The sequence below is a fragment of the Nitrospirillum viridazoti CBAmc genome (genome assembly GCF_000730165.1).
Taxonomy (GTDB): Bacteria; Pseudomonadota; Alphaproteobacteria; order Azospirillales; family Azospirillaceae; genus Nitrospirillum; species Nitrospirillum viridazoti.
In genome coordinates this window covers 1,210,060-1,230,658 of the sequence record NZ_CP022111.1, presented here as the reverse complement: position 1 = coordinate 1,230,658, position 20,599 = coordinate 1,210,060, and the positions used below count along the sequence as shown (strand labels likewise).

The window sequence follows — 20,599 nt, the reverse complement described above, 5'->3', positions numbered from 1 at the left end:
GTTGGGAGACAGGTGGCATGGCGAAGCAGGCGGTTACGCGCGGTCAGGGCACGAAGAAGACGCAGCAGGCTTTTCTCCTGGGCGCATCGGCGCTGGCCATCGGCGTGGGCCTGGCGGCCCCGAAGTCCGCTTGGGCTAGTGCCTGCGGCAGCTTCTCGACCAGTTCGACCATCGGCTCGGCGGCGCACTGCACGGCGTTCACTTGGACGGGCACGGTGGGCACCGTCATCAACAACGGCACGCTGGTCGGCAACAACACCGGCACTTCCAGCAATTACACCGGCTTCAGCATCCAGGGCGGCAAGACCCTGACGGCCTTCTTCAACAACAACCTGATCGGCGGCACCGGGACGACCGGCGGTATCGCCGCCATCGTCCTGACGGGCACCCCCACCTACACCACGACCAGCGGCACCATCAGCTACGGCATCAGCGCCTACACCACCATCGGCACCTTCGTGAACAACGCGGCCGGTCTCATCCAGTCGGACGGCGGCTACGGCGCCATCCGGATGATGAATGGCGTGAAGGTCGGCGGCTTTACCAACGACGGCACCATCCTGGCCAACGGCAACAGTGCTTTGAACCTGACAGGCGTCAGCATCGGCACGCTGACCAACAGCGGCTACATCTATAGTTCCGTGGGCGGCGCCATCGACGTCGACGTCATCACGACAATCAGCACCGTCGGCACCATCATCAACAGCGGCATGTTGAGGGGCAACAGCGGCGGCACCGGTGCCGTGAACGTGTTCGGCGTGGTGGGCTCGGTCAACAACACCGGCACCATCCTCAACGATTCCGGCCCGGGCGTGGAGGTGCGGAACTACGGCGGCTTCGGCCCGACGGCCATCTACCACAGCCATGTCGGCCAGGACGGTACCCTCAGCACCCTGACCAATTCGGGTCTGATCAGCGGCACCACCGGTGTTTCCATCGGTGCCGGCGGTTCCATCGTCAACCTGACCAACACCAGCATCGGCACCATCCAGGGCGGCATCGTCATTTCCAAGACCAGCGGCAACGCGTCGGTCACTCATAACGGCTATTTGGGCACCCTGGCCAACAATGGCGTCATTATCGGCAGCATCGCCACCGGCGGCCTGATCGGCACCCTGATCAACACCGGCACCATCAGCGCCACGGGCAACGCCATCAGCATCGGCACCTCGGGTACTATCGCTGGGCTGAACAACGGCGGCGTGATCAGCGGCAACATCGTCAACAATTCCGCCAACACCTTCAGCATCACCGGCGGGACGGGCACGGTCCTCGGCACCTTCACCGGCGCATCGGGCAAGGGCTCGATCATCAACACGCTGAGCAACATCGTAATCACCGGCGGCAACCTGTTTCTGAACGACAATATCAACGTCGGCAGCGGAACGCTGATCAGCCAGGGCACCAACCTGACCATCGCCGCCGGTTCCACCATCACCGGCAACTATTACAACACCCTCTCGACCAACACTCTGACCACCAGCGGCCTGACGGTCACGGGCCGCGTGACGCTGATCACCGGCACCATCGTCCCGTCCTTCAGCAGTGCGGGCAATTACATCGTCGGCACGGCCGCCAGCCTGATCTATTCGCCCACCGGCATTTCCAACCTCGGCTCTGCCTTCGCCACCGTGCAGGCCCCCACCGGCGCCCATTTCTCCAACATCGGCGCCAGCGGCACGACGCTGATCTATTACAACCCGCTGATGGATTATGTCGGTGGCGCCGTTGCTTCGGTGAGCGTGGGCAGCACGGTCCTGAACGGCACTTCCACCATCTATCCCACGGCGTTGTACATCGCCAGCACCGGCTCCCTGGGGACGCTGACCAACAGCGGCACGATCCGGGGCAACATCGTCAACTTGAGCGCCAACGACCTGTCCATCCGCGGCGGCACGCTGACCACCATCGGCACGCTGACCGGCTATTCCGGCTCCATCGGCACCATCACCAACACCACCAGCAACGTCGTCCTGGTCTCGGGCAACCTGCGGATCAACGACGTCATCAACGTCGGCACCAACACCCTGGTCAACAACGGCGCCAACGTTACCTTCGGCACGCTGGGTACCATCAGCCTCACCGGCAATTTCGCCCAGACGTCAACCTTGGGCACCCTGTCGCTGGGCACCAACCTGCTGTCCATCTCTGGCGCCGCCAGCATCGCCGGCACGGTGCTGAGCAACTTCACCACCACCGTCAACCACACGGTGGGTGAGGCCATTACCCTGATCTCGGCCGACGGCGGTCTCAGCCTCAGCTACGGCACCCTGACCGGCGTGGTCAGCTCCTCCGGCACCGGCATCAACGTGACCGGCACCACGGTCGGCAACTACCTGCTGGCCATGGTGCAAAACTATTACATCGCCGGCACCTACGGCACGATCACCAACACCGGCACGCTGACGGCGGCTTCGGCCGTCTATGTCGCGTCCACCGGCACCTTGGGCGCCGTATCCAACACCGGTGTCATCCAGGGCAGCATCGTCAACAACAGCGTCCGTGACCTGACCCTGATCGGGGGTACCGGCGCCACTTACGGCACCTTCACCGGCGTCACCGGCACTGCGGTCGGTTCCATCGTCAACACCGCCAGCAACGTGACGCTGTCGGGCAACGTCGCGCTCAACGACCATGTCAATGTCACGGGCCACACTTTGGTGAACAACGGTGGCAGCCTGTACCTGGGCTCCATCATCAATGTCACCGGCAACTACAGCCAGACGGGCGGCACCTTGGCCGAGCGGTCGGCCGTCAGCGGCGGTGAACTGATCGTCAGCGGCGCGGCCGTGCTCAACGGCGTCAACTACACGGTCGTGGGCGCCACGGGCGCCTATCACTATCTGCAGGGCCCGGCGGGGGCCACGCCCATCATCGCCGGCGGCGTGGGCTCCAGCTACACCAGCATCACCTACGACAGCGGCATCACCGGCCTGACCCTGGGTGGCTACACCCAGGGCACCAGCCTGTGGGGCACCGTGCTGAACGACTATGTCGGCGACAGCCTGGCCAGCATCTCCATCGGCAGCGGCACCCTGCTGGCCACGCCGGCCGGGGTGGCGACGCTGATCTACATCGCCGGGGCAGGCACGCTGGGCACGCTGTCCAACAGCGGCACCATCCAGGGCAACATCGCCAACAACGGCTCGGCCGACCTCAACCTGCGGGGCGGCAGCTCGACCTGGGGCACCTTCGCCGGTGCCGGCGGCACGCTGGGCACCATCACCAACACCAACAGCAACGTGGTGGTCTCCGGCGGCCAGGTCTACCTGGCGGACCAGGTCAATGTCGGCAGCGGCCTGCTGTACAACACCGGTGGCACCCTGGGCGTGGCGCCGGGCGTGACCGTCACGGGCAACTACCTGCAGAACAGCGCCAACGGCACCCTGGTCCTGGGCCCGAACGCCCCCCTGGTGGTCACTGGGGCCGCCACCATCAGCGACGGCTACATCAAGGTCGGCAGCTTCGACAGCCTGACCAACCATGTGGCGGGAGAGACCGCCACCCTGGTGCAGGCGGGTGCCTCCTCCACCTACACCCTGGTCAGCAGCCAGAGCGTGCCGGTGGTGCAGTCCAACGTGGGTGGCCTGGGCGTCATCGGCACCCAGGTGGGCAACAACCTGCAGGCCGTGGTCGAGAACGACTACTTCGGCACGTCCACCGCGGCGTTCACCCAGGCCGGCACCATCGTGCTGGGCACCAACAGCCAGGCCAGCGCCGCGCTCTATGTGGCGGGGACGGCCACCATCGGCACGCTGACCAACACGGGCGTGCTGAACGGCGAGGCCAACCTCGGCAACGGCATCTTCATGGGGTCGTCGGGCACGCTGGGCGCGTCCATCGGCACGCTGGTCAACAGCGGCACCATCGCCGGCCGCGTGGGTGTCGCCAACTACAACGGCGTCATCGGCACCATCGACAACAGCGGCCAGATCCTGGACAGCCTGCCCAACTCGGGCATCTATAACGGCAACACCATCACCCTGGTGAACAACCAGGCGGCCGGCACCATCGCCGGCGCCTTTGGCATCGCCAACAGCAACCTGCTCGGCACCATCCTGAACGCCGGGCTGGTTGCCGGCTCCGTCACCAGCGGGTCGACCACCGCGGTGGGCATCGCCAACTACGGCACGCTCAACACCCTGACCAACAGCGGCCTCATCATGGCCACGGCCGCGCGTATCGCGGACGGCGTGCTGAACTACGGCACCCTGGGCACCCTGACCAACGCCACGGGCGGCACCATCGGCGCCAGCGGCACCATCGTCAGCGGCACCAGCAACATCATCGCTGGCGTGAGCAACGGCGGCACCATCGGCACCCTGAGCAACAGCGGCCTGGTCACCGTCACCGGCCGCAACACTGTCACCGGCTTCAACGTGGTGGCCGGCATCGCCAACCTGTCGAGCGGCACGATCGGCGTCCTGTCCAATGCCAGCACCATCACCGCCGCCGGCAGCATCACCGACTTCAGCGGCTCCCGCCTGGCGGGCCTGTTCAACTCCGGGGTGATCGGCACGCTGTCCAACTCCGTGGGTGGGGTCATCAACGGCCTGGACAACTACACCGGCGGCAACATCACCCAACTGACCAACGCCGGCGTCATCACGTCCGCCTCCCGTTCCGCCCTGTTCAACGAAGGCACCATCGGCAATCTCTCCAACAGCGGGACGATTCAGGGCCCGACCGCGCTGCGCCTGGGCAGCAGCGGCACCATCGGCACCTTCACCAACAGCGGCACCATTGCCGGTTCCATCCTGAACGGCGCTTCCACCGCCCTGACCATCGGCGGTGGTGCTGGCACGGTGGTGGGCGTGCTGACGGGGGTCAGCGGCAGCGTCGGCGGCGCCGACAAGGGTCGGATCACCAGCACCGGCGCCGACCTGGTGTTCAACAGCGGCAACCTGCTGCTGAACGACGACATCACCGCCACCGGCCGCACGGTGGTCAACAGTGGCGCCTCGCTGCGCCTGTCCAACAGCGTCATCGTCACGGGCAATTACGCGCAGGGCGCCACCGGTACCCTGGTGCTGGGCAGCGGCGCGCTGCTGTCGGTGACCGGTGCGGCCATCGTCACCGCGGGCACGGTCACGTCCAGCGGCTTCAACGCCACCGGCAACTACCTGGCGGGTGGCAGCAACGTCACCCTGGTGCAGGGCGGCGCCGGCTCGTCCTACAACACCACGGTGGTGGCGGGCGGCGGCATCACCGGCCTGGGCCTGACCGGCAGCGTGTCGGGCAACGACCTCCTGGCCGTGGTCGGCAACGACTATGTCGGCGCCTCGCTGGGTTCCATCGTCAACAGCGGCGCGCTGAGCTATAGCGGCGCCAGCACGGGCGCGGTCTACGTGGCTGGCACCGGCAGCCTGGGCACCCTGGTCAACAGCGGCACCATCGCCGGCTCCATCGCGGTGGAGGTGGCGTCGGGCGGCACGCTGGGCCAGGTGATCAACACCGGTACCATCAGCGGCAACCTGGTCAACCTGTCGACCAACGGGCTGGTCCTGTCGGGCGGCACGGTGGCGGGCACCTACACCGGCGGCACCATCACCAGCACCCTGGCCAATGTGACCCTGGCCTCGGGCGCCATGGTCCTGGGCGACGCGGTCAATGTCGGCGCCGGCACGCTGGTCAACGGCGGCGCCTCGGTGCAGCTGAACACCGTGGTCAGCGTCACTGGCAACTACAGCCAGTCCACGGGCACGTTGGCGCTGGGCACCAGCGGCGAGCTGGTGGTCAGCGGGGCGGCGGTCATGACCGGCGGCACCGTGGCCACAACCTTGAACTCCGGCGCCAATTACGTGGTTGGCCAGTTGGGCGCCACCTTGGTGGCTGGCGGCACTGGGTCCAGCTACACCGGCCTCAGCTACGCGACCGGTGTTACGGGGCTGGAAGCGACGGGCAGCGCATCGGGCAACAACCTGCTGGTCGCCGGCCTGAACGATTATGTCGGCACGGTGCTGGGCAGCCTGAACAACACCGGCACGATCAGCGCCAGCAACGCCGTCTACGTGGCGGCGACGGGCACCCTGGGCACCTTGTCCAACACCGGCACCCTGTTGGGCGCCAATACCGCCCTGAACAACCTGGGCAGCATCAACAGCATCCTCAACGGCACGCTGGGCACCGTCGCCAGCACGCTGGGCGTCATGGCGGGCGCGGTGGGTGTGGCCAACGCCGGCCGCATCGGCACGCTGACCAGCTATGGCACCATCCTGGGCACCACGAGTGCGGGCGTGGACAATCAGGGCACGATGTACGGCCTGGGCAACGCCGGGACCATCAGTGGCGTGACCGCCGGCCTCAACAACGCCGGCACGCTGACCATCGCGCAGAACGCCGGCCGGGTTTCCGGCTCGATCGGTGTCAACAACAGCGGGACTATCGCTCTGCTGGGCAACATCGGCTTCGGCACGCTGCTGGGCAGCATCGTCGGCTCGGCCACCGGCATCCGCAACAGCGGCATCCTGGGCACCCTGGTGAACCAGGGCGTCATCTCCGGCGGTGTCAACGCCCTGTACAACGACACCAACGCCACGCTGGGCCCCATCGCCAACGCCGGCACCATTAGCGGTACCATCACCAACCTGTCCACCCGCGACCTGACCATCGTGGGCGACACCGTGGCGGGCACGCTGACGGGCGGCGTCATCAGCAACACGGCCAGCAACGTGGTGTTCGCCGGCGGCACCCAGGTGGTCAATGACGCCCTCAACGTCGGCAGCCACACGGTAGTCAACAGCGGCGCCAGCCTGACGCTCGCCGGCAACATCAGCGTGACCGGCAACTACAGCCAGGCGTCCGGCACCCTGCTGGTCAATCCCAGCACGGCCCAGCTGGTGGTCAGCGGCGCGGCCAGCATCACCGGCGGCGCCGTGGTGTCCACCCTGTCTAGCACCAGCAACTACCTGGTAGGCGACGCCTATACCCTGGTGCAGGGCGGGGCGGGGTCCAACTACACCGGCGTCACCATCGCCACCACCGGTGTCACGGGCCTGGGCGGCACCGTTTCCACCGCCACGGTGGGCAGCGGGCTGGATCTGCTGCTGGCCGTCACCACCGACTATGTCGGCACCGTGCTGGGCACCTTGACCAACAGCGGCACGATCAACGCCGCTACCGCGGTCTATATCGCCGGCACCGGCAGCCTGGGCACGCTGGTCAACACCGGTGCCCTGCAGGGCAACATCACCAACGCCAGCACCAACGCCTTCACCATCCTGGGTGGCAACGGCGGTACGGTGGGCACGCTGACTGGTTTCTCCGGCAGCATCGGGACCCTCAGCAGCACCGGCGCCAACGTGGTCCTGGGTGGCGGCAACCTGTTGCTGAATGACCAAGTCAACGTCGGCGGCAATACCCTGGTCAACAGCGGCGCCTCTGTCCGGCTGGGCACCATCCTCACCGTGACGGGCAACTACAGCCAGTCGGCGGGTACGCTGAGTGTGGGTGGTGGCCGTCTGGTGGTCAGCGGCGGCGCCACCTTGAGCGGCGGGACGGTGCTGACCAGCGTCTCGGGCACCGCCAACTACCTGGTAGGCCAGGCCGGCACCGCCACCCTGGTTGCGGCGGGGGCCGCCTCCAATTACAGTGGCGTCAGCGTCGGCGCCCTCAACAACATCACAGGCTTGGCGCTGGGCGGCACGCAAGCCGGCAACAACCTGGTGACCAGCGGTGCCAACGACTATGTCGGCACCCTGCTGGCGAGCGCCAGCAACAGCGGTACCATCAGTGCGCCCACGGCGGCCCTGTACGTGGCTGCCACGGGCAGCCTGGGCACCTTCATCAACAGCGGGCGCCTGTCGGCCAGCAACGGCACGAACGCTTACGGCGCCTTCAACGGCGGCACCATCGGCACGTTGGTCAACAGCGGGCTGATCACCGGCAGTGCCAGCGGCAGCCCCAGCAGCGCCGGCTATGGCCTGTTCAATACCGGCCGCATCAACGCCCTGGTCAACACCATCGGCGGGACCCTGTCCAACACGGGCACCACCGGCAACGGCCTTTACAACTCGGGCTACATCAACAGCATCGGCAACGCGGGCCTGATCACCGGCAGCAGCCCGGCCCTGAACAACGACGGTACCATCGCCGTCATCGACAATAGCGGCACCATCCGTTCCACCGCCGGCACGCGCACGGGTATCACCAACCACGGCAGCATCGCCTCGCTGATCAACAGCGGCGTCATCAGCGGCTACTCCGCCATCTACCAGGCATCGGGCAGCATCGCTGCGCTGCTGAACACCGGCACCATCGCCGCCACCGGCGACGCCCTGTTCATGACCGCCAACGTCGGCACCGTAACCAACAATGCCGGTGCCACCATCAGCGCCGCGCACACGGCGTTCTACGCCGGCGGCACGCTGTCGGCCCTGCTCAACCGCGGCACCATCGTCGGCGCCAACCACGTCCTGGTCATCACCAGCAACGGCCAGATCGGCACCCTGTTCAACAGCGGCCTCATCGCGGGCGACATCGCCAACAACGGCACCATCGGCCTGACCATCGGCGGCAGCACCGGCAGCACCATCGGCACGCTGACGGGTGCTACCCTGACCAACCAGGGCACCATCACCAGCACCAACGCCAACGTGGTGTTCAGCGGCGGCAAGCAGCTGCTGAACGACGTAATCAACGTCGGCACCAACACGGTGGTCAACAGCGGCACCGCGCTGACGCTGGGCAGCACGGTCAGCATCACCGGCAACTACAGCCAGTCCTCGGGCACCCTGGTGGTCAACCCCGGTGTCAGCCAGCTGGTGGTCAGCGGCCTGGCCAGCATCACCGGTGGCAAGGTCAGCGCCAGCCTGTCCAACACCGGCAACTACCTGGTGGGCGATGCCTACACCCTGGTGCAGGGTACCATGGGGTCCAACTACACCGGCGCCACCCTGACGGTGACCGGCATCTCTGGCCTGGGCTCCACCACCTCCATCGCCACCGTCGGCGGCAATGTCGACATGCTGCTGGCCGTCACCAACGACTATATCGGCGGCACCCTGGGCAGCGTGGGCAACAGCGGCACGCTGGGCGGCAACAACGCCGTCGTCGTGGCCAGCATCAACGCCAGCACGACCGGCAGCCTGGGCACCTTCAACAACAGCGGCCTGATCAACGCCAACTTCGGCATCTCCAGCCAGGGCACCATCGGCACGCTGCTGAACAGCGGGCGGATCATCGCCAACGGCACGGCCGTCTACAGTGGTGGCACGCTGTCCAGCCTGGGCAGCCTATCCAACTCCGGCACCATCAGCGGCGTCGGGTCCAGCGGCGTGGCCCTGTCGTTCGAGGGCAAGGTCGGTACCATCACCAACAGCGGCCTGATCCACGGCGATCAGGTGGCGCTGTACAGTAGCGGTAGCATCGGCCTGCTGGCCAACAGCGGCACCATCGAGGGTTCCGTCATCAACGCCGGCGCCAGCGCCCTGGTCATCCAGGGGGGTGCCGGCACGGTGGTCGGCACCTTCACCGGCGTGTCGGGCAGCATCGGCACCATCGTCAGCACCCTGGCCAACGTCACCCTGGCCAGCGGCAACCTGTTGCTGAACGACCAGGTGAACGTCACCGGCCAGACCCTGGCCAACAACGGCGCCTCGGTCTGGCTGGGCACCCTCCTCACCGTGACGGGCAACTACAGCCAGTCGGCGGGCACGCTGGACGTGGGCGGTAACAGCCTGGTGGTCACTGGTGCGGCGGTCATGACCGGCGGCACCGTGGCCGCCAGCCTCACCAACGGCAACTACCTGGTGGGCCAGGCCGGCCCCACCCTGGTGGCCGGTGGCACCAACTCCAGCTACACCGGCCTCAGCTACGCCTCGGGCGTGACGGGGCTGGAACTGACGGGCACCCAGGTGGGCACCAACCTGCGGGCCGTCAGCCTGAACGATTATGTCGGCACCGTGCTGGGCAGCCTGAACAACACCGGCACGATCAGCGCCAACAACGCCGTCTACGTGTCGGCGCAGGGCACTCTGGCCACCCTGTCCAACACCGGCACCCTGTTGGGCGCCAATGCTGCCCTGAACAACCTGGGCAGCATCGGCACCATCACCATCGGCACCCTGACCGGCACGGGCACGACGACGAGCTATGGCACAGTGGGTCTGCTGCAGGGCGCGGTGGGTATCACCAACGCCGGCAGCATCGGCACGGTGGTCAGCTACGCCACCATCGTCGGCACCACCGGGGCGGCGGTCGATAACCAGGGCTCGATGTACAGCCTGGGCAACGCCGGAACCATCACCGGGGTGACCGCGGGCATCACCAACGCCGGCAGCATCGGCGGCCTGGTCAACGCCAACCAGGTCACCGGCAGCATCGGCATCAACAACACCGGCACCATCGCCTTCATCCAGAACTTCGTCTTCGCCACCGACAGCCTGACCACGTTCATTGGCAGCATCAGCGGCTCGGCCACGGGCCTGAGCAATGCCGGCGTGGTCGGCACCCTGGTCAACGCCGGCGCGATCATCGGCAGCATCGGCCTCAACAACTCGGGCACCGTCCTGGGCCTGGCGAACGCCCTCTTCCCCACCGGCAGCCTCACCGCCGTGGTGGGCAGCATCACGGGCTCGGCCACGGGTATGCGCAACACCGGCGTGATCGGCACGCTGCTGAACCAGGGCCTGATCTCCGGCGGCAACTACGCCCTGTACAACGGCGCCGGTGCCACGCTGGGCACCGTTCTCAACGCCGGCACGATCAGCGGCAACATCGTCAACCTGTCGGCGACCGACCTGGTCATCGCGGGCGGCGGCGGTACCCTGACGGGCGGCAGCATCAGCAACACGGCCAGCAACGTGGTGTTCGCCGGCGGCACCCAGGTGGTCAATGACGCCCTCAACGTGGGCGGCCACACGGTGGTCAACAGCGGCGCCAGCCTGGCCTTGGCCGGCGACCTCAGCATCACCGGCAACTATAGCCAGGCCACGGGCACGCTGGCCCTGTCGACCAACCACCTGTTCGTCAGCGGTGTCGCCAATGTGAGCGGCGGGGTCATCACCGCCAGCGTGGACGCGGCGCAGAACTACGTGGTGGGGGGCAGCAACGGCGCCATCCTGATCCAGGGCGGGGCGGGCTCCAGCTACACCGGGGTCAGCCTGACCTCCGGCGTCAGCGGCCTGACCATCGCCGCCGGCGTGGACACCATCGGATCCAACGTCGACCTGGTGGTCGCGGCGGCCAACGACTACATCGGCGGCACGCTTGCCAGTCTGACCAACACCGGGACCATCACCGGAGTGGTGACGGCGGCCTACATCGCCACCACGGGCAGTCTGGGCACCCTGGCTAACAGCGGCCTGCTGGACGGCGGCAGCATCGGTATCAACAATCTGGGCACCGTCGGCCTGGTGGACAACAGCGGCACCGCCACCGGCCTGATCGGCCTGTACAACCAGGGCACCATCGGCACGGTCATCAACACCGGCCTGCTGAAGGACGCGTCGTCGGCCCAGGCCGCCGCCGTGAACAACGCCGGCAGCATCGGTGTCCTGACCAACCTCGGCACCATCACCAGCCCGGTGGCGCTGTATAATAGTGGGAGCATCGGCTCCATCGCCAACAGCGGCCTGATCGCCGGCAGCATCATCAACGCCAGCGCCAACGCCCTGACCATCGGTGGCGGCAGCGGCACGGTGGTGGGCAGCCTGACAGGCACGCTGAGCGGTAGCGTCGCCAGCATGGGCACAATCACCAGCACGCTGGCCAACGTGGTCCTGACCGGTGGCAACCTGCTTCTGAACGATCAGGTCAACGTCACCGGCCAGACCCTGGTGAACAGTGGCGCCTCGGCGCGGCTGACCACCCTCATCGGCGTGACGGGTAGCTACAGCCAGTCGGCGGGCACCTTGCAGGTGGCGTACGGCAGCGGCCAACTGGCCGTCAGCGCCGCCGCGGTGCTGACCGGCGGCACCATCGCCGCCACGGGCGTGCCGGGCACCATCAACATGCTGGCGGGCGTGGGCGACACCGTGGCCCTGGTGGCCGGTGGCGTGGGCTCCAGCTACACCGGCCTCAGCTACACCAGCGACGTGACGGGGATGGAGGTCACGGGCAGCGTGGGCGGCAACAGCCTCTACCTGGCCGGCATCAACGACTATGTCGGCGGTACGCTGGGAACGCTCAGCAACAGCGGCACCATCACTGCCAACAATGCCGTCTACGTGGCGGCGACGGGCACGCTGGGCAGCTTCACCAACAGCGGTACGCTGCAGGGCGCCAACGCCGCCATCAACAACCTGGGCAGCATCGGCTCCATCCTCAACGGTACGCTGGGGACGGTGGGCAGCAGCCTTGGCGTTATGGTGGGCGCGGTGGGTGTGGCCAACGCCGGCAGCATCGGCACGCTGACCAGCTACGGCACCATCCTCGGCACCACCGGGGCGGCGGTCGACAACCAGGGCGTGGTGTTCGGCCTGGGTAATGCCGGCACCATGACCGGCGTCACCGCCGGCGTGAACAATGCCGGGACCCTGAGTATCTTCCAGAACGCCGGGCTGGTTACCGGCTCCATCGGCATCAACAATACTGGGACCATCGCGCTTCTCGGCAACATTGGCTTCGGCACCCTGATCGGCAGCATCACGGGCTCGGCCACCGGCCTGCGCAACACCGGCGTCATGGGCACGCTGCTGAACCAGGGCCTGATCTCCGGCGGCAACTACGCGCTGTACAACGGCGCCAGTGCCACGCTGGGCACCATCGTCAACGCCGGCACGATCAGCGGCAACATCGCAAACCTGTCGACCGGCGACCTGGTCATCGCGGGCGGTGGTGGCACCCTGACGGGGGGTAGCATCACCAACACCGCCAGCAACCTGGTGTTCGCCGGCGGCGCGCAGGTGCTGGGCGACAGCATCGTCAACGTGGGCAGCCACACGGTGGTGAACAGCGGGGCCAGCCTGGCCCTGGCCAGCACTGTCACCATCACCGGCAACTACAGCCAGGCCACGGGCACGCTGGCCCTGGGCAGCAACCATCTGGAGGTCAGTGGCGTGGCCGCCATCAGCGGCGGCACCATCACGGCCGATATCAGCTCCATCACCAACTACATCGTGGGGTCGTCAACCGGCGTCATCCTGGTGCAGGGCGGGACGGGGTCCAGCTATACCGGCGTGGGCATCTATTCCGGTATCACGGGCCTGACCATCGGCACCGGCGTCACCACCATCGGGTCCAACGTCGACTTGGTGCTGGCGGCGGTGAACGACTACATCGGCGGTATGCTGGCCAGCCTGAACAACACCGGCACCATCAGCGGTGTGGTCACGGCGGCCTACATTGCCGGCACAGGCAGCCTGGGCACGCTGTCCAACAGTGGTCTGCTCGAGGGTGAGCTCTACGGCATCCATAACCAGGGCACCATCGGCCTGGTGGACAACAGCGGCACGGCCAGCGGCATCGTCGGCCTGTTCAACCAGGGCACCATCGGCACGGTGCTGAACACCGGCCTGCTTAAGGATCGGCAGGAGGTCAACGCCGCCGGCCTTAACAATACCATCGGAGCCAGCATCGGTGCCGTGATCAACCAGGGCACCATCAGCAGCGTGCCCTACGGCCTGTACAACAGCGGCACCATCGCCAGCATCGCCAACAGCGGGGTGATCAGCGCCACCGACACCGTCTCTGGCCAGGGTCTGCACAACAGCATCGCCGGCGTCATCGGCACCATTACCAACAGCGGCACCATCGCCGGTGTCACCGCCCTGTACAACGAGGGCAGCATCGGCACCATCGCCAACAGCGGCACCATCGCCGGCAGCATCGTGAACACCAGCGCCAACGCCCTGGTGTTCACCGGCGGCAGCGGCGCCACCGTGGGCACGCTGACCGGTACCAGCGGCATCGGCACGATCACCAGCACGCTGGCGAATGTGGAACTGGCCAGCGGCAACCTGGTGCTGAACGACCAGGTGACCGTCGGCACGGGCACGCTGGTGAACAGCGGCGCCAACGTGCTGCTGACCAATGCCATCAGCGTGACGGGCAACTACAGCCAATCGGCCGGTACGCTGGCCATGGGCATCGGCAGTGGCACGGCGGGTGAGCTGCTGGTCAGCGGCAACGCCGCCTTCACCGGCGGCACCGTGGCGGTGACGGCGCTGTCGGGCAGCAACCTGATCGCGGGCCAGAGCTACACCATCGCCGAGGTGGGCGGGTCCTTGACCACCAGCGGGCTCAGTGCGGCCGCCACGGGCTTCAGCGCCACGCTGGGCACGGGCGCCAACGGGGCCGCCACCGACCTGCTGCTGACCCTGCTCAGCGACTATGTCAGTGGCACGCTGGGAACCCTGACCAACACCGGGACCATCAACGCCGCCACGGCGGTGCTGATCACCAGTGCCGGCAGCCTGGGCACGCTGGCCAACAGCGGTGCCATCATCGGCAACGTGGTCAACGCCAGTGCCAACGACCTGGTCATCGTGGGCGGCAGCAACGGCACGGTGGGCAGCTTCTCGGGCGGCACCATCCGCAACAGCCTGAGCAACCTGACCTTGGCGTCGGGTGCGGTCAGCCTGGGCGACGCCATTGACGTGACGGGCCATACGGTCAGCAACAGCGGGGCCAGCCTGACCCTGGCCGGCGATGTGGCGGTGACGGGCAACTACAGCCAGACGGCGGGCACGCTGGCCGTGGCGGGCCACAGCTTGAGCGTCAGCGGGGCGGCGCAGGTGACGGGCGGCGTGGTCGATGCCGGGATGACCGGGACGGCCAACTACCTGGTGGGCGACAGCGTCACCCTGATCCGGGGCGGCGACGGCTCCACCTACACCGGGGCCACGGTGGTCAGCGGCCTGACAGGCCTGGACGCCCTGGGGGCCACCAGCGGCAGCAATCTGCTGGCCGTGGCGGGCAACGACTACATCGGCGCCAGCCTGGCCACGCTCAGTGTCACGGGTACCCTGGCCAACACGGCGGGCGGGGCCACGGCGGTGTACATCGCCGGCACGGGCACGCTGGGCAGCCTGGCCAACAGCGGCGTCATCAGCGGCAACGTCACCAACGTCTCGGCACGGGATCTGACCATCACCGGCGGCAGCGGCACCGTGGTGGGTAGCTTCACCGGCGGGACCATCCGCAACACGGGGGCCAACGTCATCTTCGCCTCGGGTGCCGTCAGCCTGGGCGACGCGATCGACGTGGGCGGCACGCACACGGTCAGCAACATCGGGGCGGCCATCGGCCTCGCCAGCGACGTGGCGGTCAACGGCACCTATGCCCAGAGCGCGGGCAGCCTGACCGTGGGCGGCCATGTGCTGACGGTCAGCGGCCCGGCGCTGGTCTCGGGCGGCACGGTCAGCGCCGGCGTCTCCGGCGTGGGCAACTACTTCGTGGGCGACAGCGTGACAATGATCCAGGGTGGGGCGGGGTCGTCCTACACCGGGGCCGTGGTCACCAGCGGCCTGGCCGGCCTGGACGCCAAGGGTTCTGTCAGCGGCAACACCCTGCTGGCCGTGGCGGGCAACGACTATATCGGCGCCAGCCTGAACACGCTGAACGTCACGGGCACGCTGGCCAACACGGCCGGCGGCGCCACGGCGCTGTACATCGCCAGCACCGGCACCCTGGGCAACCTGGCCAACAGCGGAGCCATCGTCGGCAACGTGGTGAACCAGTCCGCGCGTGATCTCACCATCAACGGCGGCGGCAACGGTGCGGTGGGCCGCTTCAGCGGCGGCACCATCACCAACACGGGCGCCAATGTGGTGTTCGCGTCCGGTGCCGTCAGCCTGGGCGACGCCATCAACGTGGCGACGCACACGGTCAGCAACGCCGGCGCCAGCCTCACGCTGGCCAGTAACGTCGGTATCACGGGCAACTTCAGCCAGAGCAGCGGCACGCTGGCCGCCGGCGGCCATGTGCTGACCGTCAGCGGTGCGGCCACCGTGGCGGGCGGCGTGGTCAACGCCGGGGTCAGCGCGGTGGGCAACTACATCGCCGGCGACCGGGTCACCCTGATCCAGGGCGGCACGGGGTCCAACTACGCCGGTGCCACGGTCACCAGCGGCATCACCGGCCTCAGTGCCACGGCCGTGACCAGCGGCAGCAACCTGCTGGCGGCGGCGGGCAACGACTACATCGGCGCCAGCCTGGATACGCTGAACAACACCGGCACGGTGGCCAGCCCGACGGCGCTGTACATCGCCTCGACCGGCACGCTGGGGACCCTGGCCAACAGCGGGGCGCTGGCGGGCAACATCACCAACCTGTCGACCGGCGACCTGATCATCAACGGCGGCAGCGCCACGGCCCCGGGCACCCTGACCGGGTTCAACGGCGCCATCGGCACGATCAGCAACACCGGCAGCAACGTGCGCTTCACCGGCGGCGTGCAGCTGCTGAACGACCACATCACCGTCGGCAGCCACACGGTGTTCAACAGCGGGGCGACCCTGCTGGTGAACAGCGCCATCAACATCACCGGCGCGTACAGCCAGTCGGCGGGTACGCTGGCCATCGGGGTGACGTCGCAGACCAGCTACGGCAACCTGGCGGTCAGCGGTGCGGCGGCCTTCACCGGCGGTTCGGTGCTGCTGCAGGGCGTGGGCAGCGGGGCCGGGGCCCTGCAGGCCGGCACCTACACCATCGCCTCGGGCAATGGGCTGACCTTGAGCGGGGTGGACTTCACGGCCACGGGCTATACCGTGACCAGCGACCTGGTGACGGTGGGCAACACCACCCAGCTGGTGGTGAAGGTGGCGGGCAAGGCCACCAACTACACGGCGGTGGGCAACGCCCAGGGCGGTGCGGCGGTGGGCACGGGCTCGGCCCTGGACCAGATCGCGGCCTTGGCCAGCAACAGCATCACCACCAACCAGCAGCTGGCGGCGTTCACGCAGCAGGTGCTGGCGCCGCTGGCGACGCTGACGCCGGCGGCCAAGCAGGTGGCGGTGGCGCAGCTGTCGCCCAGCCAGCTGACGCCGCAGCTGACGGCGGCGTCGGTGACGCCGACGACGACGGCCATCAGCCAGCACCAGGAGACGGTGGCCAGCCTGATGGACGGCAGCGAGAAGGGCATGGCCGCGGGCTCCAACGGTCGCGAGGGGGTGATCTGGGGCGAGGTCGTGGGCGCCGGCGTGCTGCGCGGCACGACGACGGAGGCGGCGGGCTACCGCGCCAGCAGCAGTGGCTTGGTGCTGGGCGCCGACTGGTTCGCCAGCGACGAGGTCATGGCGGGCCTGGCGTTCAGCTGGATCAACAGCGCGTCGGTGGGCCAGGGCGTCATGGCGGGCAGCCTGACGCGGGTGGGCAGCTACCAGCTGACGGCCTACAGCGTCTGGCGTCCGGACTTCGCCGACCAGAAACTGTCGGTGGAGGGCCAGGTGGGCTGGGGCTACAACCACTTCGACCAGCGCCGCGACATCGCCTTCCTGGGCGCGCGTGCCAACGCCAACTACGGTGGCGAGCAGTACCTGGGCAAGGTGACGGTGGGCTACGACCTGCCGCAGCAGGGGGCGTTCACCTTCACGCCGCAGTACAGCCTGCGCTTCGTGCGCCTGGTGAACCATGCCTACCAGGAACACGACGCGGGTCCGGCCAACCTGAAGGTGGATGTCCTCGGCACCAATGCCGTCACCCAGGAGCTGGGGCTGAAGGTGGACACGCAGTGGAACACGGGCGTGGGCCTGCTGTCGCCGGACCTGCGGGTGGCCTGGGTGCACGACTTCAAGGACGGGCCCATCCCGACCACGGGCGTGCTGGCCGGCGTGGCCTTCGCCAGCACCACCGGCCGGGTCAACACCGACGGCCTGGCCGTCAACCTGGGCGCCACGCTGCAGCAGAGCGAAGCCTTCAGCCTGCGTCTGGAGTACAACGGCGAGTACCGCCACGACTACCAGAGCCACGGCGGCGTCCTGCGCGCCAGCTGGAGCTTCTAAGGTCGAGCGCACAACAGAAAGCCCCGCTGGAGCGATCCGGCGGGGCTTTCTTCTTGGGCTGCTGCCGGATTGGATGACACCGGGAAAAGATCGCCTGGTGTGTGAACCGGCGCCGAAAGGGAGGCCCGACCAGTGCCGGTCAAGGCTCTACTCTTTTATCACTTTCTTCAGATTTTTCAGTACGTTGCCTCGCTGCTCCCAAGAGGTCCACTTCGATGTCGGTTCACAGTGGCGGCGACGCAGGCACGTTTCACCAGCTGCCGCCAACGCGTCCCGGCCAAAAAAGAAAGCCCGGCGCCGCAGGGAGGGCGGCGCCGGGTGAGAAGAGGACCGGGAGCAACGGGAGGGATTGCTTACCAGTCGGCCGATGCGCGGACACCGAAGGTACGCGGCGGGCCGAACTGCCAGTTCCAGATATTCGCTTGGCCGGGGACGACGACGTTACCGGCGTAGGCGAGGGACCGGTAGTCCTCCAGATTGTGCACATACAGCTGAACGCTGTAGGCCTTGCTCTCAGGCTTGTAAGTCACGCTCAGGTCGGTCTCGGTATGCCCGACTTGATGGGAGTCGTTGTAATTGTAGAAATCGAGATAGTAGTCACCCTTATATCGCGTATAGGCCGACGCCGTAAGGCTGCCGGCAGTGCCGAGATGGAAGACGTGGTCGTAGCCCAATGTCAGCACCCATTCGGGCGCCTGGGGAAGGCGATTGCCGGACAAGTCGATGGTCGGCGCCTCGGTACCTGATTCATTGTAATAACTGACACTGCCGAGAAATTTGTCGTATGTTGCGTGCAGCCAGTTCACCGAGGCGGAGATGGTGTCGTCGCGGGTCGGCCGCACCTTGCCCTCCACTTCGATGCCATAGATGGTCGCCTTGCCGGCATTGAAGGTCTGTGCGCCGGCGGCGGGATTGAGCAGCACGTCGTTCTGCAGGTCCTTGTAGTCGTAATAGAAGCCGGCGACGTCCAGCGTGTACTGGCTGTTGTCGCCGCGCGTCAGCTTCACGCCGCCCTCGTACGCCGTGTTGGTCTCCGGCCGGAACGAATTTCCCGTCCCGTCGAAGCCGCCGGCCTTGAAGCCGGTCGAAACCTTGCCGTAGATCAGTGTGTCAGCGTCCAGCTTGTAGTTCAGGCCAGCCAGCCAGGTGAACTTGCTGCCTTCGTAATGCAGCGGCAGCCGGCTGGCGCCGATCGAGCTGGCGACGCCGGACAGGTCCGTTGGGCCGGTGTTGTAGGCGCCGGTGCCGCCGGAGAAGACATAGTAGAATGGATTGAAATTCGCGAAGGTGGCCGTACGCACATCCGACGTGTAGCGGCCGCCGACCACGGCGGTCAGCGCATCGAAAAGCGGCACCTCGACCTGCCCGAAGCCGGACCAACTGCGGCTGTCGGTCGGGTGCTGGAAGTAGTTCACGTAGGAGCCCTTGTCGCCGACGAAGGGTGTGTAGAGGCCGCCGTTCGTGGCTTGCAACTCACGGAAATAGAAGGCGCCGCCCTGCCACAGCACGCCGTCCCACACGCCATTGAAACGCAACTCGTGGCTCTGGGTTTCCACCGTTTCGTTGTAGTGCGTGAAGAGGAAGGCAGGTGCTAAGGTCAGCACGTTGGTGTCTGACGTGGTGCGGTAGCCGCCGGTGTAGGTCACCGTGGCCGGCCCGAAATCATAGGCGATCTGTCCGCGCGCCGCGGTGGAATGCTGTTGCAGCCAACCCACGCCCATCAGCGGTGAATCATAGGTATGGCGATTGATGCCGGACAGGGCATGGGTGTTCTGCGGGATGCAGGCCACACTGCCGCCCGCAGTGCCCGCCGATACCCAGCCGTTGCCACAGGTGGTGGTGCTGGTGCCGGGATTGTTCTGCGCGCTGGTCATGTCGGCCCAGGCCTGGGAGGCCGGGATGACGTCCTGCACGATGCGCTCCACCGCCGCCTGGACGGTCAAGCCCTCCACCGGCTTCAGGACCAACGTGACACGGCCAGCGTTGGTGTCGTCGGTGTCGCTGCGGTTGGCGTTGCTGGGGATATACGCCGAGGTCGGGCTGAATGGCGTATTGGTATGCTCGTCATAGCCGTCGTGCGAGCGGTGGACGCCAGAGATGCGCAGACCGCCCACGGTACCCAGCGGGATGTCGATGCCGCCCTCGACAATGACCTGGTCGTAGTTGCCGTAGGTCACCGCCGCGTTCCCGCCCCAAGTATCACCGGGCTTGCGCGTAATGAAGTTCACGGCGCCGCCCGTGGTGTTCCGTCCATAGAGCGTGCCCTGGGGGCCGCGCAACACCTCCACGCGGTCGACGTCGAAGATCGCGGCGTTCAGAATGGTGGGGCGGTTGATGTATTCGCCATCGATATTGACGGCGATGGACTGGTCCTGGGCTTCGTTATTACTGAGCGTACCGATGCCGCGCACGCTGACGCGGGTATTGTTGGTGTCGTTGGTGATGTTGAGCGACGGCGCCAGCTTCTGCATCGACGTAAAATCGGTCACGCCCTTCTGTGCCAGCGCCTCACCCGAAACCACGGACATGGCAATCGGAACATCCTGCACGTTCTCCGCACGGTGCTGCGCGGTGACGATCACTTCTTGAAGAATATCGCTGTCGGCCGTCGGCACGCTCTGTGCGCGGGCGGCCGTGTTCAGGGCGCAGCCACACGCGCCGATCAGAAGAATGCCTCTCAGGAACATTTTCGACATAGGTAATCCCTCCCTGTTTTT

Annotated in this window: 2 protein-coding genes; one reads left to right on the top strand and one right to left on the bottom strand. The window is 67.1% G+C overall.

Annotated elements, in window-relative coordinates; all coding sequences use genetic code 11:
• The first annotated feature begins 17 nt into the window (after positions 1–17).
• A complete protein-coding gene (locus Y958_RS18650) occupies positions 18–17,882 on the top strand; it encodes a hypothetical protein (protein WP_088873454.1) in 17,865 nt (5,954 codons plus the stop codon).
• A gap of 353 nt (positions 17,883–18,235) precedes the next feature.
• Here Y958_RS18650 and Y958_RS18645 read toward each other — a convergent pair whose 3' ends face one another.
• Positions 18,236–20,569: a TonB-dependent receptor gene (locus Y958_RS18645; protein WP_276328594.1), complete on the bottom strand. Its 2,334-nt coding sequence runs from the start codon at positions 20,567–20,569 to the stop codon at positions 18,236–18,238.
• Between the last annotated feature and the right edge of the window lie 30 nt (positions 20,570–20,599).

Excerpts from the sequence above, each read along its gene's own strand:
- Y958_RS18650 (WP_088873454.1), top strand. The coding sequence starts at position 18 with ATGGCGAAGCAGGCGGTTACGCGCGGTCAGGGCACGAAGAAGACGCAG.
- Y958_RS18645 (WP_276328594.1), bottom strand. The coding sequence starts at position 20,569 with ATGTTCCTGAGAGGCATTCTTCTGATCGGCGCGTGTGGCTGCGCCCTG.